This is a genomic window from Odoribacter laneus YIT 12061, from assembly GCF_000243215.1.
Lineage (GTDB): Bacteria > Bacteroidota > Bacteroidia > Bacteroidales > Marinifilaceae > Culturomica > Culturomica lanea.
In genome coordinates this window covers 203,466-228,484 of record NZ_JH594596.1, presented here as the reverse complement: position 1 = coordinate 228,484, position 25,019 = coordinate 203,466, and the positions used below count along the sequence as shown (strand labels likewise).

The following is a 25,019-nucleotide window of genomic DNA, read 5'->3' as shown; positions in this document are numbered from 1 at the left end:
AAGAAGGCAAAGTTAAAAAAACTTCATTAATTCGACAATTTCCCTTTAATAATCCCCGGATTTCTATCCTGATCCCGCCTATTTTTTATCTTTTCCCCATATTTTTCAAAACGACAAAGGTTTTATCAATTAAAGAATTATCGACGACAACAGTAAACTCATTGGTAGAAGAAATAACTTCCGTCAAATTGATTCCTTCCCAGGATAATTCCTTCATAATACTGTAATAAAAACCCGGCTGCATGCTGTTTCCCTTTGGCAATTTAAGGGTCACGGAAGACAAAGAGTTCTGTTTAAACAAACAAACTTCATCTTTAAAATAATCCAAAATCAATTCCTCCATGGTATCACTCACCACTAGATTCGTCTCAAAAACCCCCTGCACCATAGTATAGAAAACTTCTTCGTTTTTCACCAATTTCTTCAGGACTTCAATATGACATTCCAATAAAGTAGGTGAATTCTTAAATGTATAATCACACAGATTACTCCTGAGTATAATATCCCCCATGTTATTCAGCAGCTTATTTAACTGCACCTGCTGCCGGATTTGTAAGTAGGGAGCCAATCGATTCAGCGACATAACAATAGCTCCCGTATTGACCTCCTTTTGTAATATTTTTTCCACGTCCGGTTGCAATTGCCTCGCCAATGCCGATACATTTATGATTCCGGCGGCCAGAGATTCAGACAAATAAGGACGATGTTTTACAAGCTCTTCCACTGCATGAGATATACTGATCATATTTCAATTGTTTAAATTTAAACAAAGATACACAGAAAAAAGGCAAAAACTAACAAATAGAAAGAAAAAAAATGATAAACCAAAAATTTTCTACATAAATAACAGTTGGAAAGCCAGGTAAAGAGATGAAAAAACTACTTTTTCAGCTATAACTTCCGAAAAGGGAGATAGAAAAGAAAGACACAAACTTTATAAAAAATATCCGTCTCTGTACTTTCACCCCTCTTTTTCTCCATACAGTTTTATCCATTCATACCCATTTCCCGTAGCATTCATATAGCGGATAAAATCTTCTGTTTTAATAGCAATAGAAGCGCGGTTATCGTTCGGATGAAAAGAAAGTTTATTCGCTTTTTTCAAATTCTCATCTAAAAAAACATATACATGATGTTCGGTATCATTCACCAGACCGAAAGGACTCACGGAACCGGGATATAAACCCAGGTATTTTACCATTCTTTTTTCCGAAGCAAAACTGAGTTTTCCCTGTTTCAACAGATGTTCCAAATCGTGAATGGCTAAATTCTGATCACAATCAAAAATAACCAGATAATGACGATTCCCTTTGTGGTTCCGGAAGAATAAATTTTTACAATGAGTACTCTCCAGGTTTGTCCAATACTGTTTAGCTATTTCAATGGTCGGGGCAGCCGGATGTTCGAGATAGTCGAAAGTAATCCCCAACGCATTCAAGGTGTCGTATACTTTTGATTGTCCGATCCTATTCATTTATTTTCGTTTGATATATCACATTCTCCTTTTTATATTCAATAGCAGACTATATCGGTCTGCCATTCGTTTCCTTCTTCCGTTCCGGTTTTATCCCCTTCTAAATATTGCGGTATTTTCCCTGCCAAACATCCTTTTCTTCCAATTTTTTATCCAGCAGGGCTACAAACTCAAAATTCTTCACTCCCCAATTCGGAGCAATTAAATATTCTGGAGGGGATTGATTGACGAAACGCTCCAGGTATACTTCCGGACAAAGTTTTCCGATAACTTCCACGACGAAATCCAAATAATCGTAAACCGAATAAAGCTGAAATTTTTCCGGATTCCGGGCATATTCTTCTGCCATAACCGTATCTTTTATAATCTGCAACTGATGAAGTTTTAAAACGTGCAAGGGAAGATTTCCCAAACGAACGGCTCCTTCCAACATGGATTCCTTGGTTTCACCGGGTAAACCGAAAATCAAATGGGCTCCTACATATATTCCACGCTCTGCTGTGGCACAAATAGCCCACTCTGCCTCCCTATAAGAATGCCGACGGTGTATCGTCTCCAAAACCCTCTCGTTTACCGATTCCACCCCGTATTCCATACAAACATAACAATGCTTGGAAAGTCCGGCAATATAATCCAAAATCTCCTCATTTACCGCATCCGGACGGGTAGCAATCACCAGTCCGACAACCTTCGGATGAGCTAAAGCTTCTTCGTATCTGGACTTCAAAACTTCCAAAGGAGCATAAGTATTTGAATAAGCCTGGAAATAAGCCAAATATTTTTGTCCCTGATACTTGGCATCAAAAAAACGAATCCCTTCCTCCAACTGCCGGGTAATTCCCTTTACTTCCCGGCAATAATCCGGATTAAAACTGGCATTATTGCAGTAAGTACATCCTCCCCAACCTTTATTTCCATCCCGGTTAGGACAAGTAAATCCGCCGTCTATAGATAATTTCTGTACCCGTTCTCCAAATAAAGTCTTAAAAAAAGACGGTAAATCCCGATATCTTTTTCCCTCCACAAGCATTTATTTTTCCTGCGAAAATAACATATCCGCAGGAAAAATAAAACCAAAAGACAGAAAATCCAAAAGGATACCCGATTTATATGCGTTTAAACGTGTCTGTATTTTAAGAACGGCTTACCGCTTTCTTCCCAAGGAAAAGAGTGTTTTCGACAAAGTATGCCTGCGTCAGCATTCAAAGCTCATTCTTCTTCACACTTTTAAACATATTTAAAATGATTCCTTTTCTTTATAAATCAATAGAACCGGATTACTCTCTTCATTCAATTCTTCACTCAAACGAGCTCCTACCGAATGAGCATCAGAAAAAGTACGCTGTTGTAGTTCCAGTGGATGGGTATAGGCCACAACTTTCCCTTTGAATCCTGTATGCTGAAGGTAACGATGTAAGGGTAATTCGTTTTTCTTATCTTCTACAATCGCCTGAAATACCTCTGTCTTTTTACTCTTTTTATCGGTCACCAAAGTCAACATGCTGTTTTCTTTCACCCCCCCACGCCAGGCTATCAACAAAATAGTATTTTCCCCAATGTATTCACTGTTAAAAATATAATAATCATAGATAAAAGGTTTCATCATTTCAGCAGGAGAAAGCTTGGAGGCATCCGGCACAGGATAATTCCGGAGCTGATAAATATACCGGGGAGAAAATTCCGCATCCCGGTAGTTGTATTCGTAAATCGTATTTTCTATGACAGGAATCCCGTAGTAACGCCCCTCGTTCTGGTATAAATTTGAAACCATTCTTAATGGTAAAATATATTTCGTAACCGGTAAAGCCACTGTACCTTGTATATATTGTCCGCTTGAATCCGATGCCCGTAAAATATAAAGAGAATCCCGGAAAGAAGATGTATGCGCCAAAGCATGATCCGTCAACCATCCTCCATCCGGTAAACGTTCCACATGACTGATATAAGAATCCATTTTCCCTTCCCGCAAGAAATTTCCTTCCCAATCGTAATGTAAAAAGCGACCGCTACGGTCGTATACAATCAGTTCTTCCGGATCTTCGGTCAATAGGACATCAGTTATCTCCAGATATTCTCCCGGTCCTTTGCCCTGTTTATTTATCTGATACAAATATTTCCCATCCCGGTTAAATACCAATATTCCCGGATGATTCCAACTGGAAATAAATAGACGATCTTTTCCCGCTAAAATCTTCTTGATATCTCCTAAAATAGAACGATCAGTGGTCTCTAATTTTATTACTTCCTCCAATTCATAAAAATCGTCAAATCCCTTTTCCGATAATTGTTGAAGATCAACTTCAAAGGTAAGTAGCTTTTCTTCTTCTTTCTCTTGTTTTATCTGCGACTTACACCCCGATAAAAAAATAAATACCAAAATCCAAATGTAATTTTTCATATTTTGAACTTTTTTGAATAGTCAAATATATAACTATATTATTAATTATAAAACTAAATTTATAGTTTATTTTTAAAAGACCTATTTCGTTCTGTTACACTTAATTCGTATTTATAACGTTTTCATGACTTTATTACATAAAAACTACTTATAACATTTTCATGTTTCGATAGAAAAAACTATATTTGCGCACTCTTAAAAATAGCGGGTATTTCTGATCGATCGTATTGCCAATCAGATCATTAATAGAGAAAAATTTCTATAATATAAACCATTCCTTATGAAAAAAGGAATATAAAACAAATCTAACACATATGAGTACCAAGTACGTTTACACTTTCGGTAACGGGCAGGCTGAAGGCCGTGCGGACATGAAAAATCTGCTCGGAGGAAAAGGAGCCAACCTAGCCGAAATGAATCTTATCGGACTACCTGTACCTGCAGGTTTTACAATTACCACTGAAGTTTGCACGATTTACAATCAACAGGGAAAAGAAGCTGTAGTGAAATTGATTGAAAGCGATGTGAAAGCTGGTATTGCACACATGGAAAAAATCATGAATGCGAAATTCGGTTCAAAAGGCGAGGCTTTCCCATTGATGGTCTCTGTACGTTCCGGAGCACGTGTTTCTATGCCGGGTATGATGGACACTGTACTTAACCTGGGCTTGAATGATGACGCTGTAAAATTATTGGCAGAAAAATCAGGTAATCCGAGATTTGCATGGGACTCATATCGCCGTTTTATTCAAATGTACGGCGATGTGGTAATGGGTGTTTCTGCAGCAAAAGGAGAACATAATCCTTTTGAAGTGGAAATCGACAAGCTGAAAGCGATTAAAAATATTACCAACGATACGGATTTTACAATTGAAGATCTTCAAATATTAGTAGGTAACTTCAAACAAGTTGTCAAAGATAAGACAGGCAGAGATTTTCCGACCTGTCCCTGGGAGCAGCTATGGGGGGCTATTTGTGCCGTATTCGATTCCTGGATGACAGAACGGGCTGTATTGTACCGTCAACTCAATCAGATTCCGGAAGAATGGGGAACCGCCGTAAATGTGCAATCAATGGTTTACGGTAATATGGGTAATAATTCAGCTACCGGAGTTGCTTTTTCCCGCGATGCTGCTACCGGAGAAGATATTTTTAACGGAGAATATCTGATCAACGCCCAAGGAGAAGATGTCGTGGCAGGTATTCGCACACCTCAGGAAATTACGATTGAAGGTTCACGCCGCTGGGCTAAATTACAAAGTATCTCCGAAGAAGAAAGAAAAACAAAATATCCTTCTTTGGAAGAAGCAATGCCGGGAGCTTATGCCGAACTGAACAGCGTACAGGAAAAATTGGAAAATCATTTCCACGATATGCAAGATATGGAATTTACAATTCAGGACGGCAAATTGTGGATGTTACAAACCCGAAACGGGAAACGTACCGGTGCTGCTATGGTGAAAATGGCCGTAGATATGCTGAAACAAGGAATGATTGACGAAAAAACAGCTTTACTCCGGCTTGAACCGGCGAAACTGGACGAATTACTCCACCCGGTATTCGACAAAGTTGCCCAGTCTAAAGCCAAAGTGCTGACCAAAGGTTTACCGGCTTCCCCAGGAGCAGCCTGCGGTAGAGTGGTATTTTTTGCCGATGAAGCGGAAGAATGGAAAAATAAAGGCGAAAAAGTTATCTTGGTACGTCTAGAAACCTCTCCGGAAGACCTAAGAGGCATGCACGTTTCCGAAGGTATCCTGACAGCAAGAGGAGGTATGACTTCCCATGCCGCCGTTGTGGCTCGCGGTATGGGTAAATGTTGTGTTTCCGGAGCAGGAGATATTAACGTAGACTACCATAAACGCCAATTTACCGTAAAAGGAACCATGATTAAAGAAGGAGACTGGATTTCTTTGAACGGCTCTACCGGTGAAGTTTATCTGGGCAAAGTAGCCACAGTAGCCGCTTCTTTGGATGAAGATTTTAAAGCCATTATGGACCTGGCAGAAAAATATACCCGTATGTATGTACGTACCAATGCAGATACTCCGAATGATGCAAAAGCAGCCCGCAATTTCGGTGCCAAAGGAGTAGGTCTTTGCCGTACAGAACATATGTTTTTTGAAGGAGACCGTATCGATGCCATGCGCGAAATGATCCTTTCTGATACAGAAGAAGGCCGCCGTACAGCATTAGCAAAGATTTTACCGATGCAAAGAGGAGATTTCGAAGGTATACTGGAAGCTATGGACGGACTGGGAGTTACAATCCGCCTGTTAGATCCGCCTTTGCATGAATTTACGCCGAATGAACCTTCTTCTCAGCAAGAGATGGCAACCAAACTGAATATTTCTGTAGAAGAAGTAAAACAAAAAGTAGACGCTCTGCATGAGTTTAATCCGATGTTAGGACACCGGGGATGCCGACTGGGCATTACTTACCCGGAAATTACAGAGATGCAGGCCCGCGCCATTATCGAAGCCGCTTGCAACTTGAAAATGAAGGGTTTGAACCCGAAACCGGAAATTATGGTACCTCTCGTCGGAGAAGTAAAAGAGTTGAAAATGCAGGTAGATATTATCCGTAAAACCGCTGAATTAGTGTTCTCAGAAAAAGGAGTACGGGTAGAATTCATGGTTGGCACCATGATTGAAATTCCTCGCGCTGCCATCACGGCAGATGAAATCGCCGAAGTGGCAGAGTTCTTCTCATTCGGAACAAACGACTTAACCCAGATGACTTTCGGTTATTCCCGGGATGATGTAGGTAAATTCTTACCGACTTACCTGAAAAAAGGCATCCTCAAAGCCGATCCGTTTGCCGTACTGGATCAAGTTGGAGTGGGCCGCATGGTGAAAATGGGTGCTCAGTTAGGACGTAAAACCAATCCGAATATCAAGTTAGGTATCTGTGGAGAACACGGTGGAGAACCTTCATCCGTTATCTTCTGCGACGCCGTTGGTATGAATTACATATCCTGCTCCCCCTTCCGCGTCCCCATCGCCAGAGTAGCTGCTGCTCAAGCCGCTATCATGCATACGGAAAAATAATTTTGTTTTATAATGAAAAAAACCGTTCCTTTGTGGGGACGGTTTTTTTATTAAACATAAGACTAAATTAAAAACAGGAAATTATGAAAAGAATTCTTACTATTTTATTTGTAGCCGGCCTATGGGCAGCTTGTTCCTCCCCTACAAATACATACACTGTAAAAGGGAAAGTAACCGATCCGGCTTATAACGGAGAAACGGTATATTTAATAAATACCGAAAACAGAAATCTGTTGGATAGTGCTGTCATTGCCCAAGGAGAATTTACTTTTTCCGGACAAATAGATACAGCTCAAATGGCTCTCCTTCGTTTACAACGTCTTCACAGTAATTTTATTCTGGAAAAAGGAGAAATTCTGATAGACATGAATGATACAGAAGCTCCTGCCGGCACTCCTCTCAATAATACGATGAGTGAGATCAATGCAAAATCTTCACAAATACAAAATAATTTCCGGGCGGAAATCGAAAAAGTGAAAAGTCAAACGGATTTAAGCGACGAAGAGCAAGAAGAAATCTTAGAAAAAAACTTTGAAAAATTAAAACAAAGCTTTGATTCTTTAATGAATAGCTATTTTCAACTCAATAAAGACAATGCGCTGGGTACATGGATCATACTGAATTGGGCGGGAATCTTGACTCCGGAAAAATTCAATGCGGTCGTTGCACAAGCAGGAAATCAAGTTAAAAACAGTAAAGCTATACAACAAATCCAAGAAAAAAACCGGAGAATCGAATTAACAGCTCCAGGTAAACTCTTCCAGGATTTTAAAGCAGAAGACAAAGACGGAAAAGAAATCTCCTTGTCCGACTATGTAGGAAAAGGGAAATATACCTTAGTGGATTTCTGGGCTTCCTGGTGCGGCCCCTGCCGTCAGGAAATCCCTTATATTGCTAAAGCATATAAAGATTACCAAAAGAAAGGATTGATCGTGATCGGGGTAGCCGTATGGGATAAAAAAGAAGACCATCAAAAAGCCGTAAAAGATCTTAACATTACCTGGCCACAACTCTTTGTTCCCACCCAAGAAGCAACTGAATTGTACGGCATCTCGGGTATTCCTCATATCATCCTCTTCGGACCCGACGGCACCATCATCGCCCGCGATTTACGTGGCAAAGCCATAGACGAAGAATTACAAAAAATATACAAATAACTCTCCTCATAATTACACATTAGGGACGTGCCCTAATGTGTAATTTTTCCCCCTCCCTCACTCATTCAAATAACGAATAATTCCGATACTCACCCCACTAATTCTTGCCAACTGCCGCAATTCCACATCCGTTTCCCTCAACATCTGCCGAAGGATCATTTTCTGCTCATCTTTTGCTAAGGTATGTATATCTCGTCCTCTCAGTAATGCTTTCAGCATCTCCCTCAACCTTTCGTCCCGCATTTGACGTTCGGATAAATATTCCAGAAACGAAGTTTGATTCCTTTCCAACAGATATTTCTCAAATTGTATTCTATCCGAAAAAAAGTTCTTTATAAATCCGACATTTACAAAACTAGCAGAAGAATTATAATAAAGTCTGTAACTGCTCCATCTGTAATCTGAAACTTGTCTACAGATTCCGGCTTTGACTGGATTCTGTAAAATATAGCGAAAACATTGAATTAAATAATTTTCCGTCTCGATCCCTTCACTCCTAAACCGATCCTGAAAAAGATATCCCTTTCTGTGATATTTAGCATTAAACCACATCGCATAAACAAAAGCAATATGATGCATATAGTGACTAAGCAAATTACTTTTCACCAATAAATGGATATGATTGGTCATCAGACAATAACAATAAATTTCAAAATCCGGACATACCTGTGATTTCAATTGCTTTAAAAACAATTTGCGGTCGTTGTCGTCATAAAAAAGCGACATCTTATCCATACCCCGTAAAATAACGTGGTAGATAGCAGTTACAGATTGTTTACGAGCTTGACGCGGCATTCTTAAGTAAATTGATACAGATATATCAAATTTACAAAAAAAGAAGGAGATTTCAAAATTACACATTAGGGCACGTCCCTCATGTGTAAAAAATAAAAAGAGGCCGAAGCCTCTTTTTAAACACACTAACAATAAATTTACTACACTTATAAAGCAATATAATTTCTATATCGTAGGGCAAATATAAGTACTTAAAACGTTTGCACAAAATTTTTTAAAGAAAAAATCTTTAAAAACTTTCATTTTATTTCCAGATCGTCTCAATTTGTTTCAAATCACAGAGGGGGGAATTTCAATCTATTTGGGATGAGCTCTCTCTTTAAGCCCTCAAAGTACAGCTCATCCCCTTGCTAAACTTTTCTGGTATTTTACCGTAAATTATCTAATAGACGAAGCATTTTAAAGTTTCATTTTTTATTTCTATTTTTGTGAAAATCATGATAAAACAAAAAAGTTCTTCTTTTTATTTGGAATCGTTTGTGTTATTTTTTCGGATAGTTTTAAATTCAATAAGCACAGATTCCATTACTTTATTGTAAATTTGAGAAAAATTTTAGATTTGTATCACCTAAAAAATAACGAAGATGTCAAAAATTAAAGTTGGTATTAACGGATTCGGACGTATTGGACGTTTAGTATTCCGTGCTGCTATGAGCAGAGATGATATTGAGATTGTAGGTATTAATGACCTGATCGACGTAGACTATATGGTTTACATGCTGAAATACGATACCATGCACGGAAGATTTAAAGGAACTGCCGAAGCAAAAGATGGCAAACTGATTGTCAATGGTCAGGCTATCCGCGTAACAGCAGAAAAGGATCCGGCCAATTTGAAATGGGATGAAGTAGGTGCAGAATATGTGGTAGAATCCACCGGACTTTTCCTTACCAAAGAAAAAGCGGAAGCTCATATCAAAGCAGGTGCTAAACGAGTAGTGATGTCAGCTCCTTCCAAAGACGACACTCCTATGTTTGTAATGGGTGTAAACAATAAGAAATACGCCGGAGAAGCAATTGTTTCTAACGCCTCCTGTACGACGAACTGTCTGGCTCCGTTAACCAAAGTCATCCAGGATAAATTCGGAGTTATTGAAGGTTTAATGACTACCGTACATTCTACAACGGCTACACAGAAAACAGTAGACGGTCCTTCCATGAAAGACTGGAGAGGCGGACGTGCTGCAGCTGGTAATATTATTCCTTCTTCAACCGGTGCAGCCAAAGCTGTCGGAAAAGTTATTCCCGAATTAAACGGAAAATTAACAGGTATGTCTTTCCGCGTTCCGACTTTGGATGTATCTGTAGTAGACGTTACCTTCCGTTTAGCTAAAGAAGCTTCTTATGACGAAATCAAAGCTGCTATGAAAGAAGCTTCAGAAGGAGAAATGAAAGGAATTCTGGGCTATACGGAAGAAGAGGTCGTATCTTCTGATTTCTTAGGAGACGCCCGTACCTCTATCTTCGATGCTAAAGCAGGTATTGCTTTAAATAAAAACTTTGTGAAATTAGTATCCTGGTATGACAACGAATGGGGGTATTCGAATAAGGTACTGGAACTAATCGTTCACATGAATACTGTAAAGTAATTTTAACTTACTAAATATTTATAAAAGGATGTCGTCCGACATCCTTTTTTCATTTTGTAAAGTCAATTTTTATTATTTACTTTGTCATAGAGTTGCCTACTTGTAGTGTAACTTTGAGCTAAATAATTTAATTTTGCGTTTACATTAGTCTCTCTACGAAAATTTGACGATTTTAATTAATGACGAGATAAAATGTGCAACGCTCACGCTTTGTCGATATACTCACAAAAAAGCGTGGGCTTGCTTATTTTTGTCATTGGGGTCTCGTCAAGCCTTCGTAGAGAAAATAAGTATAGTTCACGCTTTTTTATTTGTCGGTAAAAGACAGTCTAAAACCCCAATATATGAGTATCGACGAAATAGAGCAGAGAAGTTTTGAATTTATAGAGCAACACTTAGATGCCACTTTCGATGAAGTCCCTGAGTATCTGTTCAAAATCTGGCATATTCCAGTTCCTTTGAAAGATTATCTTTCCGTCAATTACAAAGACAAATACGAATACCGGATATTTCTTTACGCCCTCAGGAAATATTGCAAAACATACAATATCCAAATCTCGGAAAAACAAACAGTAAGCCTTTTTAAAGTCTATCAGTTAATGTTGAGTATTCCCATTGTCAGAGGACGGCATTTACCGCGTGAAACTGCTTTTCGCATATTTGACTTTAAATTTTACTTGGAGCTTATCTAGCAGTTGTTTGGGTAAATAAGGAAATGAACTTCATTCCCAGAATACAAGGTTCCAAAAGAGTTTCTTTACCGTCCCCCGTTTTTTGAAACCGGATGGGTAAAGTCTTTCAAACTTTTGACCGGCAAGTCCGCAGCTTCAACGAACAAATATATAAATCAGGGACTATCGACTTACAGTTCAGGAGAAGCGTCAGGCTATTTTTAAAGAAAGCTTACTCTCCCCAAAGGTAAAATTTTACTTCAGGGAGAGTTTCTTTCTTTTTTCCATCAAAATTCAAGCATTTTTTAAGGACTAGAAGACGTTTCTACCGGCTATCTTCAACCGGGTAATCAGTTATTCACACAGGAAATCGATGTATTTCTGAATGGCCAGAATACATACGGGACAGAATTCATCTGTTTTATGCAAATTATTCATCAGGCAATTGGGCCAAGGACGATATACTCCCTTTGCTACATATCCGCCCCCTTCATATACTCCTAATTCCCGGCTGTTCTCGTCTGTCAAAGGTGTGGGAACAGGGGTTCCAGCTTTCAACAGGTGTTTCCAATCTTTCCGTCCAAAATCCACCAAGGTCGTCAAGTTGGCTTCCCATGGTTCGACATCCTTCGGATACATATCGTTGTAAGAGACATTTCCCACATACTCATCTCCCAAGCCTAACAATACATGCCCGAATTCATGTACATAAATTTTACCCGTACGGGTCGGATGATTGGCGGCACTTATTCCATAAAAATTATATATTCCTCCGCCTCCATATTTTTGTGTATTCGACAAAATATAGATATAATCATAAGGCACATGGGCGGCAACATCCCTGACATTTTGAAAATCTTCTATCATCTGATATCTTTCCGAATCAAAAGTATAAAAGGAAGCCTTTAAAGCTGTATTTCTCCAAATGTGTTCTCCGGGAATCGTCACGCCTGTTTCCTCGGAAGGTGCCCATACAGCCCGGATATTGAATTTTTGGGCATTTTCTTTAAAAGGAGAATAACTGAAAAATTCTTCTGCAAATACTTTACAGGCCGTCATAAATTTTTCCTTTTCCATGGCAGAATACCCCTCCGGCAATAAAACCAAATCGATTCTGTGATCCGGATTTCCATTATAAACAACTTCAAAGGTTTCATAACGGGGAGTAAACCGCTTGATAAAGTAACTGTTAACGCGGATAGAGTACTCAAATTTCTTCTCAAATTTTCCCTTCCGATTGCGGGCATATAATTCGAGCCTGGCATCTTTTTTGGGAAAAGGGAATACAACCGATTCCGGCATACATTTCATCGTTTCTGCAGCCTCAGGAGTAGTTTGCCATTCATTAAACAAAGTACAATAAGAACGGGAATAGATAAGCTTACCGCTAGCTTCATCTACCAGTTTAAACAGTTGATTTCCATAACCGTTATCATCAATCAGAGAAACCTTGGAACCTGCCCAATAAGGCTCTTCCTTCAATTCATCAAAAAAGTAACTTTGGGTGTTCTGGTCTCCGCAATGATAAAAATCAAAACGCATGGTTTTCTCCCAGAAATACTGATCAAACTGAGCATTTGCCGAAACAACTGATATTAATCCTATCATGCCGGCCAACAATAATCGATTCATAATCCTCATGTAAATAATATTATAATTACAACTGTGTAAAGTTAATAAAGTAAATAAAAATTGTATCCTTTTTTCCGAAAAGAAAAAAGAAACCTCAAAATCCGGTTTTGATCCCTATCAGTTCATATAAGAGGAAGATCTCTTAAACATTTCGCTGATTAACGAATCCCCGGTTTTCATAAAACTTAAACCAACAGGGGGTTCTGTCAATCAGCGAAGTATTCTCATGCATCCGGCCGGAAGTGTCTATCCCTTATCCTGAAACAAGGGGCTCAACCCTCTCCTTATTTTCTCCCGTATTCCCAATACAACATCAACAAATGAGCGGCCGACCAACTGAAATGGGGAGCTTTCAGTACACTTCCATCATGTGTATCGTAATTTTCATGAATAGGCGCCTTTCCCGATAATCCTTTCAGGCGGGTAAATACCTGATCTGTATAGTAGTCTGCCTGCCGATGGTAGCCATATTTCCGAATTCCGGAAATACCAAAATATACCTGATCCAACCAAATCGGTCCTCTCCAATATCCTCCCGGTAAAAATTTAGGATGATCCGCAGCTAAAGTGGGGAAAGGAATATAGGTTGAGAATTTATTCGTATCAGCAAGGATCTTCATTACTCTTCCGGCTTGTTCAGAAGTAGCTATTTCCGTCCACAAAGGGGTCCAGCCTTCCGGTCCTTCTACCCGCACAAAGTCGCCCTCCAGCACTTTATCAAAAAAATATCCTTTTTCCTCATCGAAAAAATAAGTCTTCAGGTTTTCTGTCCGATCGGGCTCTTCAAACCTCTCTCCGACAAGAGCGGCCATTTGTTTCAACAAACGGTGTTCATAAGAAAGATAAGCATTCAAATCCACCGATTCCTGGTTAAAACTCCAGGCTCCTTCTCTATTTTTTACCATTTTCGCTTCGTCAAAGCGAACAGCATTATCCATTCCGCTTTCCCATTTTGCAGCTTCCTCTGTACCGTCTGTAGAACCGAATTCACAGATTCCGTTGCCGTTATGATCCCGGTAGCTAAACCACCAGCGGTAGTATTTTAATAACTTAGGATACATTTCCCGTACAAAAGCAGTATCGGCTGTTTCCCGAAAAACTTCATACACACTCCAGGCGGCTAAAGGGGGTTTACTATCCCGATAATTATTTTCCCGTTTATCGCTATAAATACAATCGGCAATCATACCGGCTTCATCCTGATAATCAAACATCGAACGGATTTGATTCTTTGCCAATTCAGGTTCAAAACGGACAGTAGCTACCGCTTGTTTCCAAGTATCCCATGCCCAAAATCCGACAAAATACCCCACAGCATGTGAGGGGACCATGCCGTCGTGTAACAAATCTCCCTTACTGCTACGCCAGTTACTCAGCAAAGTCACCATGGCTTTTACAGCAATTTGATTATAAGACGCAGGCATATCTGTTCTCAAAATCCGTTCCAAATAAGTATTCCATCTCTGAGCATGCTGTTCCTGCAAGTGTTGGGACTGTCCCAAAAGAGCTTCTGCTTTTTCCAGTCCCTGCTGTAATTCTTCCTGTTTATTAAAAAACGAAAATACGGCAATATGATGCCTGGCAAGCTTAGAGAAAGAAGCCTTGTATACAGAAGAAGTAAGCATAATTTCCGCGTCTTTCTCAAAAGTCACTGCAGCAACTTCTCCCCGCGGTAAATAAATAACCAAGCTTTGATTGATCACTTCATTTTTATAATCCTCTCCCCAAATACTTCCTTCGAAAAACCAATCTATTTCTTCGTCACTCTGACACAGAAGTAAAGCATGGTTTTTGTCGGTAAAGAAAAGCCGTTGACGGATCGAAATAGTAGCAATACTGCTTTCCATATACAGTTGTCCGGGGAAATAAACCAGACTATCCGGATGAAACATATCCGGAGTTATTATTTTTCCATTTTCGACATACCCCACTTGTACCAAGGAACGGCTGATCCACCTCCGGTTATCCAAATCGAAAGGCCCGCAAAAACCATTGGTGAATTTCTCTGCTTCGGGTAAAGTAAACCCCATCCAAGCTCCGCAATCCGTATACCAACCTTTTCCGCCTTTGGAATGATCCGGGGTATACGTAATGTTTAAAATATCAGGATATTCAAACGCTTTTTCCGATTTAGGAATTTCTCCCGGCCGACAGCTCACCAAGCTTAATACGGCCCATCCTATCCACAAAATCTTGTTCATCTTTTAATCTCGTCTTATATTGTATGTATAAATCTCTTATTTTAGGTTTTCTCTCCGGTTTATCTTGGATTTCTTTACTAAATCTTCACCGAATTTTACAGGAATAATGGTAAAGGTATATTGTTTATCGTCCGGAGTAATGGTGTATTCCGGATGTGTCTGCGCCCCCCAGGAATTATCACCGCCCACACCCATTTGCTGCAAATCAATATTCAGCCATACCATATCCTGTTTACGGATACTTCCGCCGTGTTTTCTTTCGATATTAGGACTGACATGTGTAATATCCTGTAGCGGAAAATTCCAGGCACTTACATTCAGAGGCTGTTTTCCTACTACTAAAATACCGTCGCCGGAAGCATTCAATAAAGCACACCAGCGTACGTCTGATTTATTAGCTGTTTCCTGTGGACGAACATAAGGATGAAATTGTTCCCAGACAGTAGCCCGATACAAATCAATATCAGCCGAAGATTTACGATCCCAATAATTCTCGTGAGGACCTCTTCCGAACCAGCTCATTTGATCGTATTCCCCCTTCAACACCATCCGCATACCATAACGAGGCATTTCAGGCAAATCTTTCTCTTCTGTTTTAAAAAAATTCTCCACCTGTATGGCTCCATCCGGATAAACGGTATAGACAACGGAATAAACAGAAGTTTGTCCTTGTAAGGTATAGCGGGTTTTCAGCTGTACATTTTCTCCAGTCCTCCCCACCTTCAAATCCTCCAATTTCAGCTCTTCCCCGGCTTTTAACCAGATTCCACAACGCTGCATCATACCATTGGCGACATCATTATCCGTCTGAGCCCTCCAGAAATTGGGCCGCAAAGCTTCCTTCAGCACCTGATTTCCTTGATAAGCCAGGCTTATCAATTCTCCTCTGTCGGTAGAAAAAACAATTTCAAATCCCTCCCCGTTTATTTTTATCTGCCGGTCTGTTTGTTCTAACTTTAAAACTCCTTTCATCTTTGTCACTTCCGGATCAATATAATCTACCGGCCAAGGCATCTGCTCCGAGGCCACAATATGCCCCGAAGGCAGCAGATCCGTCGCTTCCCGGGTAGAAGCTTCCAAATGCAGAAAATACTCAGTAGCGGGCTTTACCTCAAACTCAGGTATGCTGACCTCCACTTCCGCCGTTCCATGAGGAGGGATGGCGGGTACATCCAGTTTGCCGGACAGAATGATCTTCCCATCCGCTTTTATTTTCCAGGAATAAGCATAACAATCCAGATTCAGAAAATCATTCCGGTTTGTCAAGGAGATCCGGCCTGTCTTAAAAGGTATGCCATCAAAATGCACTCCCTGATATATTTTTTTCACTTCCCAGATATGAGGATGCAAAGAGCGGTCGGCCATTACCAAACCATTCGCACAGAAATTAGAATCATTCTTCACTCCGACATATCCCATATCTCCTCCATAACCCCAGATGTCATTTCCTTCCTTGTCTTTTATCGCAAAAGTCTGATCTACCCAATCCCATATAAAACCACCCTGCAACTGATCGTATTTATAAATCAAATCCCAGTAATCGCTCAAATTCCCCACACTGTTTCCCATGGCATGGGCATATTCACAAAGGATAAGAGGCATGGGACGCCTTTGATTGACATGCTCCCTCAATTTCCACACCCGGGCATACATCGGGCAATAAATATCGGTAGCTCCTTCCCGACCGGCCCCTTCATACTGTACCGGACGACTAGCGTCTCTCTGTTTCGTCCAACGATAAGTTGTCTCAAAATGCGGTCCATACCCGGATTCGTTCCCCAAAGACCAGACAATGACAGAAGTAAAATTTTTATCTCTTTCTACCATTCGGCTCATCCGCTCCCGATACGGAGTTATCCATTCCGGAACAGTTGCCAATGTTCCTTCTTCCGTTACTTCCATTCCGTGCGATTCGAGATTGGCTTCATCAATCAGATAAAGCCCGTATTCGTCACAAAGTTCGTACCATTCTTCTATATTGGGATAATGGCTGCATCTCACAGCATTTATATTAAATTGCTTCATCAAGCGGATATCTTCTTTCATTCCCTCATAAGTCACACTTCTCCCTTTTTTAGGATCGTGTTCATGTCGGTTTACTCCTTTCAGGAGTATGGGGACACCGTTTAGCTGTAACATTCCGTTTTTCATCTCCACCGTCCGGAAACCAAAACGATGAGCAAAGGATTCCTGAAGAATTCCCTGAGGATTCCACGTATTCACAACCAAGGTATACAATTCCGGGGTCTCCGCCGTCCAGCTGCGAACATCTGCCAAGGCTGTATGAAAATAATGTAACGTATCCGTAGCTTCTTTTACTTCCGAACGGGCGGAATAGATCAGCTTCTCTTTATCCAACAACTTTACTTCGAATGCCGTACCCCTAACCAGATTCCGGACATCGGCCGTTATCTTCACCTTCAAATCTCCATCCCGGTAATCGTTTACCAAAGGAGCAGTTACCTCAAAATCCCTTATCCGGGATTTCGGACGGGCAATCAACCATACGTTCCGTTCGATCCCGCTATACCGCCAAAAATCCTGACATTCCAGATAAGAACCATCACTATAGCGATATACTTCCACAGCCAATTTATTCCGGCCTTTCTTCAAATAAGGAGTAATAATAAACTCTGCAGGCAGCCGGCTATCTTCACTATATCCGACAAACTCTCCGTTCACCCAACAATAAAAAGCCGATTCTACTCCTCCAAAATGCAAGATAACTTCCTGTCCTTGCCAATTCTCCGGAAGAGTAAATTCCCGGACATAGGATCCCACCGGATTATAATCTTTTGGGATATAGGGAGGATTCGCCGGAAAAGGATATTTCGTATCCGTATAAATAGGAGCATCAAAACCTTGCAACTCCCAGCTTCCAGGCACTTCAATCCGATCCCATCCTTTCAAACGGTATCCCTTTTTATAAAAATCTTGGGGGCGACTTTCCGGATTGACCGAATATTTGAAATGCCAGATTCCGTTTAAAGAAAGCCGTGAAGCTTCAGAAGTCTTTTTCTGAATTGCATCTTTTTCTTTTTCATAAGGTATAAACCAGGCGTGCATAGGCTCCCGGTTGATTTCATTCACAGAAGGATTTTCCCATTCATTTCCAATAACCTGACCTTTTCCCTCCCACATATAACAGGCCAATATGAAGAAAAATATATATCTTATCATCTGATTATCTAATTAATACTTTCAAAATTTCATCCAAACAGTTACCCTGTTTCTTTACCGATATTTATATTGTACAAAAAAACGTAACCAAAAATGGCACGCTAAAATCAACTGTAATCCCATGAAAAATGGAAACCACTACATAATCTTTGCCGGAACTCTGCGTGATAACCGGTAAAGTGGTATCCATAGTGGTAGCTCCCCCGACCGATATAGGCGCTAATTTCCCAAAATAACGGACCAAAAACGGGGCGGCTAGTAAAGTGAGCAGCTCCCGAATAATATTAGAAGCCAAAGCTATGGTTCCCAACTCTGCTCCCTTATATTGAGTAATAAAAATAGAAGATAAGGAATAGTACCCAAAACCAGAACCCACAGCCAGACAATCCGTCAAACTCCTGTCTTTCAACACCAAACTGATGACAGCCGAACCGGCTAAAGTTCCCAATATGGTTCCTAAAGGCACTAATACAATCCTCAGATTTTGTTGTTTCAGGGCTTGCAATGCTTTTTTATCACTTCCTATACTGATTCCGACCAGAAACATCAATACATAGAGGGCATATAAAGTAGGATCCTGCTCGGTAACAAAAGCAGGCATCTCGATAAAACGCCCCATCAATACCCCTACGATAAAAAAAGCGACAATAATTAAACTTCCACGCATATTTAAACGATTGCTAAATTCTAAGCTTAAAGCTGTTTTAGAAGTAAAAATGTCAAATGTTTAAATGTGAAAAGTATACTGTTTCTCGAACAGTGTCACATTCGAACTTCTGAAGTTTCTCTTTTCTTTCCGCTTCATCCTTTAGAAAAGTAAAACTTATAAATACCCCAGGCGCACAAGATACTTCCGGCAACAGCTCCCAAAGTGATGCATAAAGCATCTATTCCGATAGTGTCCAAATTATTCATAATCTGATCATTAACTCCTACACTGAGTCCCAGTAAAAAAAGTAAAATAAAGATGGCCCAAGTAATCAATTTTTGTACAAATTTCAGGTTTCGTTCCCGAAACAAATACCCTAAAAGAATCCCACTGACCATTAAACCTATCACTATTAGCATAATTTTTTTTATTCATTAGGAGGCGCAATATATATAATTCAATGAATTTAAAAAAACGGAATGTTCTGAAATAGAACATTCCGTCAACACCCCTTTTTATTTATTTAATTTGCCCATTTGAATTTAGCTCATCCTGAGGAACATAAAAGAAATTATGCCTGCTCGGATCAAAACTTGTTCGTCCCACTGCAGCCAAAGCTTCTTTCGCTTTTCCCCAACGGCGTAAATCGTAAAAACGGAAACTTTCCAAAGCAAATTCCACTATACGTTCGTGTTCGATCTGGGCTCTCACAGCTTGTTGAGAAGAACCCGACATAGAAGGCATATCCGCTCTGGCTCTCACCTCATTTATCAAAGGTTTTGCCAATTCCGGATGATCCAATTCATTGTAAGCTTCTGCCCGCATCAACAACACATTTGCATAACGCATCAACATCATATTCATAGAAGTTTCACTCGGCTTCATGCCTTCCTCGTCAACCGGAATAAATTTGCGGAATACAGGTTTGTCTTTTCCATTAAACCATTCGTCATAATTGTACCCCCAAACTTTTTCAGGATTTCCATTAAAATACTCATCTTTAAACCACAACGTATTGTATAAACGACTATCATAGCCCCCCGTTGTGGCAATTTTTCCTTCTTTTTTAAATTCTTCATACAACATAGTAGAAGGTAAAATCCCTTCCCAGCCACCTAATTCAGAAGAAGCCACCCAATAATGGAGCTGATGTTTATAATAAGCATTTCCAGAAGTAGCCGGGGAGAATTGTACTTCAAGCAAAGACTCTTCGGAATTATCGTTTGTACCGTTAAACATCCCCAACCATTTGTCCATAGATACCAATCTATAACCCTTAAAATTTTCCGGTTTCAAAACTTCTACCACCTGTTCCAGAAATTCTGTTTTACGTTCCGGCTCTTCATAGGCCCGGGTCAGATAGGCATATCCCAGATAAGCATTTGCCGCAGCAGAAGTAGCCCGTCCTTTATCAGCAGCCCCACGCGTCATCGGTAAATTGCCGGCAGCATACTTAAAATCATCTACAATAAAATCCCAGGCATAATCTCTTTCTGATAAAGGCTGATCTATATCACCTTCCGAAGTAATGTATTTCTCCCGAACAATGATTTTTTCCCAGTTTAATAACAATACCATATGATAATATCCCCTCATAAAACGAGCTTCTGCAATAATTTGCCCTTTCATGTCGGTGTCGAACAGAGCGTCATCCATAGCACTGACTTTATCTATCACCTGGTTGCTATAGCTAAGCCCCCAATAATTATAATCCCAGATTGTAGCCGGCACACTGCTGTTCATATTAAAGGTAAAATTGTAAATTGAACTCATATACCCGTAACCGGAAGCTCCCGGCCCCATATCCATGATATCTTCCCGGAAAGGTTCAAATACAAACTTGTTCTCATGAAAACGCCATCCCCCTCCATAATACAACTGGGAATAAGCAGCAGACAAACCCGACAGGGCATCTTCCTGACTTTTCCAATAATTTCCGGAAGTAGACTGATCCGGAGATTCCACTGTCAGGAAATCTTCACAACCGCCTAACACTATAGCTAGTAACGGCAGATATATCAGATTCAGTAATTTTTTCATAGGTCTATTTTTATATCTCATTTATTAAAAAGTCACTTGTAATCCAAATACATAAGATTTTGTAAACGGGTAAATGCTACTGTCAATACCGGTATTGATTACTTTTTCCTGTGCAAATTCAGGATCTACACCGGAATATTTAGTCCAGGTCCATACATTATCTGCACTCACATACAAGCGGATCTTTTCCATATTGAGTTTACGCAACCAAACTTTCGGTAAAGTATATCCCAACTGTATCTGTCGCAGACGGATAAAGTCGCCGTCTTCCAGAAACCGATCGGATTCCCGGGAATTTTCATTCGGGTCCTCCAACACCGCACGGGGCATATTGGTATTGCGGTTCGTAGGTGTCCAGGCATTTAAAGTAGAAGCAAACATATTATAAAGTTCATCCATACTTTCAGATCTCACACGGGTACCGTTGTATATTTTATGTCCCCAACCGCTTCCTAATAAGAAGGAAAAATCAAGGCCTTTATATTCTGCATTAAAAGACAGATTGGCTTCTACTTTCGGCATCCCGTTCCCCATGTCCACTTTATCCTTTCCGTCTAATATTCCGTCTCCGTTTATATCCTTAAAACGAATATCTCCCGGCTTGGCATTGGGCTGTATCAATTTTCCATCTTTACTGTGGGCGTACACTTCACCCATATTCTGGAAAATTCCATCTGTCTGATATAAATAGAACGTAGCTACAGGCTTACCTTCCCGGGTCTGGGTAGCATCATATCCACCGTAAATAATCTGATCGGGATTAGCCATTTTGATTACTTTATTCTTCAGGTAAGTGATATTAAACCCGGCACTCCAGGAAAATTCTCCGTAATTGTTCCGGTAATTCACATCAAACTCTACTCCCGTATTCCGCATCGTTCCTATATTCAGAATAGGATCGGCAATACCGGCTGAAGGTGCCAGTTTTTTGGTAATCAATAAATCAATGGTCTTATTATTAAAATAGTTCAAAGCCCCGGTCAGTTTGCCGTCGAATAAGCCATAATCCACACCTATATTTAACGACTGACTGGTTTCCCATTTCAATTCCCGGTTTTCCATTACATTAGCGATCGTTGCAATCCAAGGGTTTTTACCCATTCCTTGTACATAACCTAAACTACCACCATTTCCTTTTGTCATCAAGGCCAGAAAATCGAAATTACCTAAAACATTCTCATTTCCTAATTGTCCCCAGCTACCTCTTAGTTTCAAATTCGATACAACCCCTCCTTTCGGAAAGAATTCCTCCTCGCTGATTCTCCAACCCAAAGCGACTGAAGGAAAAGTTCCCCAACGGGAATCCGGTCCGAACTTGGAAGAACCATCCCGTCGTACCGTTACCTGCAACAGATAACGATCTTTAAAAGAGTAATTCAAGCGACCGAAATAAGAAAGCCGATTGTACACCGTTCTCGTACCCTCTCCTGAAAAGGTTCCGCCAATCGCAGCATTCGGAGTGTTCCACCACGGATTTTCAAATCCTGCCGGCTGATCTTTTCCGTCTACTGTCGTCTTCCCTTCTCCGTTCAGAGCATTCCAATTGGATTTTTCCATAGCCACTGAAATACCGGCCATCATGGTTATAGCATGCCCTTTGAATTTTTTATTAAACGTCAGATAATTATCCACTGTCTGATTCTCCCAGTAACTCCGTTTTTCATATACATAAGGATATTCATTCGGTTCCGTGGGACTGGATATAAAATTCGGAGCATTTTCATAATATTGCGAATTATATCCATTGTAATAATAAGCCGTTTTAAACTGCAACCAATCGGTAAAATTTGCGGCCACAGAAAACATAGCGACTACGTCCTGGGTCTTTGTCTTATTATGTTTAAAATGCGCATCCGCAACCGGATTGCGTGTCGACACAAAACCTTCAGAAAGATCTGCTATTCCATATCCGAATTCCTGATCCGAATCCAATACAGGCGTTAAAGGACTGGCCCGGTATACTTCCGTAAGAGAAAAATCGGGATCGCTTCTCTTTTTCGCCGTATAAGCCAAACTGGCAGAGATATCAAAAATCGACTTTTTGGTGTTCACCTTCATACGGGCATTCTGCATCAGAAAATTATTATCCAAAACAATTCCTTTTTCGTCATAAATATTGGCAGAAATAGAGAATTGAGCAACCTCTCCCCCTCCTCTCACGGAAACACTATGACTCTGAGCAAAACCCCGGCGAAAAACTTCGTCCTGCCAGTCGGTATTAGCACGAGGTTCTTTATATACATAAGCCGGTATATCCTTCGGTTTATCGGAATACTTATTTTTTTCTTCCACCATCATCCGGCTCAGGGTTTGAAATCCTTCTGCATCCAACATATCAAAAAGTCCGGTAGCCTTTTTTACTACTCCATAGGAATTAATATCCACTTTCACCTGCCCCTTTTTACCGCTTTTCGTCGTAATAATGACAACTCCGTTAGCGGCTACAGAGCCGTAAATAGCTGCTGCCGCACCGTCTTTTAATACTTCTATCGACTCGATATCGTTGGGAGCTATCGTCGACATATCCCCGGGGAAACCGTCCACGATATATAAAGGCTCACTATTTCCATAAGTACCAAATCCGCGTATTTTCACATATACTCCCTGTCCGGCCAAACCGCCATATTTGGCAATACTGACGCCGGCTACCTGTCCTTGCAAAGCTTCAGCAACATTCACCGTCGATTTGCCTGCCAGTTTTTCCGCATCTACAGAGGTGATTGCACCGGTCAGATCGCTCTTTTTCAGGGTACCGTAACCAATAACCACTACTTCCTCCAAGCTTTCTATGTCTTCTTGCAAAACGATCTTCAAATCGTTCTGTCCGACAACAGGAATTTCCTGCGTTTTATAGCCGGTAAACGAAAACACCAATAAGTCACCCTTTTTAACTTTTAAGGTGAAATTTCCATCCAGATCCGTAGCGACTCCACTCACAGTCCCTTTTATTAAAATATTCACCCCCGGCATCGTCTCACCTTTCTCATCCGCCACATTTCCTTTTAATAGGTAATCCTCCTGAGCCATCGCACCTAAAGGTAAACACCAGGCCAGTAACACCACCAATATCCGATACAGATATTTTGCCTTATTCGTCTGTCTATTTTCCATTTTATCCGAGATTAATTTTGTTCCTCTTATTTATTTTCCGATTCTGTCTGACCGGTTTTCAGACTTTTTCCTTCCTTATCATAAGCATATTCGGTTAAAGTAAATACAGCATCATCCGAAACTGTAAACTTGAACCAATAATATTTGAAAGGAATGCCCGGAATGTCCGTCACGATTCTCATACCCACATAGGCTGTTTTTCCCAGCCAATCTGTATAATCTTCCGAATACAATACCGGCATATACATCCAGTTCTCACTGCTATAGGAAGCATTAAACGCCCAGTCCGAGCTCTCTCCAATCTCTATACCTTCTTCCAAAGGAAGAACATAGATCAAATCTCCTTCCTGCTTACCCATAATATCCTGCCCATAATTATCGAAATGAATTCTCTTTACAGCAGGAGCAGAACCAATAGCTACAGCCGTCTGAAATAATCCTCCGATTACCTTACCGTCAATTTCCACTTCCTGCCACACTTGTTGATCGAAATCAACGACCCAATTCAAACCGTCTACATGCACAATTGTATTGGGGCCCTCTTTCTCTATGGGAATCTCTAATTGAATTGTCCCCACTTCAGGATGTGACGAAACAAAATCGATACGCAAGTTCTGAATTCCTACAGGAACAGCTCCAGCTTCCACCCTACAAGTCATCTCAAAAGAACGTCCCCCTTTTTCTATGGTAAAATGCTCGTGAGACAAAGAAATACTATCAGCATCTACCTGATTGTTCGCTCCCAGCCGGACTTCAAAGTTTATATTTTCCGGAACAGGCACAGAAAAAGCGACATCAATGATTACTGTATCCGGCTGATTGGCCGTACGTTCAAAATACACTTGGGAAGGGGTTGCCACCGCCACTTTTACCACCTTTTCCCAATCGACATTATCTTCATCATCGCTACACCCTGGAAAAACCAGAAATGCCGCCACAATGAACAACATTTGCAAAACACACTTTCTCATCTTCATAAAGGTTTTAGTTATTATTTTTAAAACATGATTTAATTTTCACCATCGCCCGACAAAAATAAAAGAGGAAAAAACAATCGTTTGAATTTTGCTTGCAG

At 40.4% G+C, this 25,019-nt stretch carries 17 protein-coding genes; 4 read left to right on the top strand and 13 right to left on the bottom strand.

Annotation, left to right across the window (positions count from 1 at the left end):
• Positions 1–85: 85 nt before the first annotated feature.
• The 4 genes from HMPREF9449_RS01055 to HMPREF9449_RS01040 all read right to left on the bottom strand — a co-directional run bounded on the left by HMPREF9449_RS01055 (position 86) and on the right by HMPREF9449_RS01040 (position 3,872).
• Positions 86–745, bottom strand: a complete 660-nt coding sequence (locus HMPREF9449_RS01055; RefSeq protein ID WP_009135370.1) for a hypothetical protein — start codon at positions 743–745, stop codon at positions 86–88.
• A 216-nt stretch (positions 746–961) separates the two neighbouring features.
• Positions 962–1,474 carry a prolyl-tRNA synthetase associated domain-containing protein gene (locus tag HMPREF9449_RS01050; protein WP_009135369.1) on the bottom strand — a complete coding sequence of 171 codons (513 nt, stop codon included), beginning with the start codon at positions 1,472–1,474 and terminating at the stop codon, positions 962–964.
• 100 nt (positions 1,475–1,574) lie between these two features.
• Entirely contained in the window at positions 1,575–2,504 is a 930-nt protein-coding gene (locus tag HMPREF9449_RS01045; RefSeq protein WP_009135368.1) for a TIGR01212 family radical SAM protein, read from the bottom strand.
• A gap of 207 nt (positions 2,505–2,711) precedes the next feature.
• The gene (locus HMPREF9449_RS01040) at positions 2,712–3,872 is read right to left on the bottom strand and encodes a 6-bladed beta-propeller (RefSeq protein WP_009135367.1); all 1,161 of its coding nucleotides are present in this window, start codon (positions 3,870–3,872) and stop codon (positions 2,712–2,714) included.
• Between the two features lie 314 nt (positions 3,873–4,186).
• Between HMPREF9449_RS01040 and ppdK the strand changes: the two genes are divergently transcribed.
• Positions 4,187–6,919 carry a pyruvate, phosphate dikinase gene (gene ppdK / locus HMPREF9449_RS01035; RefSeq protein WP_009135366.1) on the top strand — a complete coding sequence of 911 codons (2,733 nt, stop codon included), beginning with the start codon at positions 4,187–4,189 and terminating at the stop codon, positions 6,917–6,919.
• Between the two features lie 83 nt (positions 6,920–7,002).
• Positions 7,003–8,076 carry a TlpA disulfide reductase family protein gene (locus HMPREF9449_RS01030; RefSeq protein ID WP_009135365.1) on the top strand — a complete coding sequence of 358 codons (1,074 nt, stop codon included), beginning with the start codon at positions 7,003–7,005 and terminating at the stop codon, positions 8,074–8,076.
• A gap of 57 nt (positions 8,077–8,133) precedes the next feature.
• Here the strand turns inward: HMPREF9449_RS01030 and HMPREF9449_RS01025 are convergent, their stop codons facing one another.
• Positions 8,134–8,871, bottom strand: a complete 738-nt coding sequence (locus HMPREF9449_RS01025) for a transposase (RefSeq protein WP_147639996.1) — start codon at positions 8,869–8,871, stop codon at positions 8,134–8,136.
• Positions 8,872–9,455: 584 nt separating this feature from the next.
• Here HMPREF9449_RS01025 and gap point away from each other — a divergent pair.
• The gene (gene gap / locus HMPREF9449_RS01020) at positions 9,456–10,460 is read left to right on the top strand and encodes a type I glyceraldehyde-3-phosphate dehydrogenase (RefSeq protein ID WP_009135363.1); all 1,005 of its coding nucleotides are present in this window, start codon (positions 9,456–9,458) and stop codon (positions 10,458–10,460) included.
• Between the two features lie 344 nt (positions 10,461–10,804).
• Positions 10,805–11,152 carry a hypothetical protein gene (locus tag HMPREF9449_RS01015; protein ID WP_009135362.1) on the top strand — a complete coding sequence of 116 codons (348 nt, stop codon included), beginning with the start codon at positions 10,805–10,807 and terminating at the stop codon, positions 11,150–11,152.
• 333 nt (positions 11,153–11,485) lie between these two features.
• Here HMPREF9449_RS01015 and HMPREF9449_RS01010 read toward each other — a convergent pair whose 3' ends face one another.
• The 8 genes from HMPREF9449_RS01010 to HMPREF9449_RS00975 all read right to left on the bottom strand — a co-directional run bounded on the left by HMPREF9449_RS01010 (position 11,486) and on the right by HMPREF9449_RS00975 (position 24,915).
• The gene (locus HMPREF9449_RS01010; protein ID WP_040611489.1) at positions 11,486–12,763 is read right to left on the bottom strand and encodes a M64 family metallopeptidase; all 1,278 of its coding nucleotides are present in this window, start codon (positions 12,761–12,763) and stop codon (positions 11,486–11,488) included.
• A 284-nt stretch (positions 12,764–13,047) separates the two neighbouring features.
• Positions 13,048–14,964: an MGH1-like glycoside hydrolase domain-containing protein gene (locus tag HMPREF9449_RS01005; RefSeq protein WP_009135360.1), complete on the bottom strand. Its 1,917-nt coding sequence runs from the start codon at positions 14,962–14,964 to the stop codon at positions 13,048–13,050.
• A gap of 36 nt (positions 14,965–15,000) precedes the next feature.
• Entirely contained in the window at positions 15,001–18,144 is a 3,144-nt protein-coding gene (locus HMPREF9449_RS01000) for a glycoside hydrolase family 2 TIM barrel-domain containing protein (protein WP_009135359.1), read from the bottom strand.
• A gap of 64 nt (positions 18,145–18,208) precedes the next feature.
• Positions 18,209–18,811, bottom strand: a complete 603-nt coding sequence (locus HMPREF9449_RS00995; protein ID WP_009135358.1) for a lysine exporter LysO family protein — start codon at positions 18,809–18,811, stop codon at positions 18,209–18,211.
• Between the two features lie 134 nt (positions 18,812–18,945).
• Complete coding sequence (locus HMPREF9449_RS00990) at positions 18,946–19,212, bottom strand: LysO family transporter (protein WP_009135357.1); 267 nt, start codon at positions 19,210–19,212, stop codon at positions 18,946–18,948.
• A gap of 100 nt (positions 19,213–19,312) precedes the next feature.
• Positions 19,313–20,833 (bottom strand): RagB/SusD family nutrient uptake outer membrane protein, encoded by a 1,521-nt coding sequence (locus HMPREF9449_RS00985; RefSeq protein ID WP_009135356.1) that lies wholly within the window; start codon positions 20,831–20,833, stop codon positions 19,313–19,315.
• Between the two features lie 24 nt (positions 20,834–20,857).
• Positions 20,858–23,944: a SusC/RagA family TonB-linked outer membrane protein gene (locus tag HMPREF9449_RS00980; protein WP_009135355.1), complete on the bottom strand. Its 3,087-nt coding sequence runs from the start codon at positions 23,942–23,944 to the stop codon at positions 20,858–20,860.
• Positions 23,945–23,970: 26 nt separating this feature from the next.
• Positions 23,971–24,915 carry a hypothetical protein gene (locus tag HMPREF9449_RS00975; protein WP_147639994.1) on the bottom strand — a complete coding sequence of 315 codons (945 nt, stop codon included), beginning with the start codon at positions 24,913–24,915 and terminating at the stop codon, positions 23,971–23,973.
• Positions 24,916–25,019: the final 104 nt, after the last annotated feature.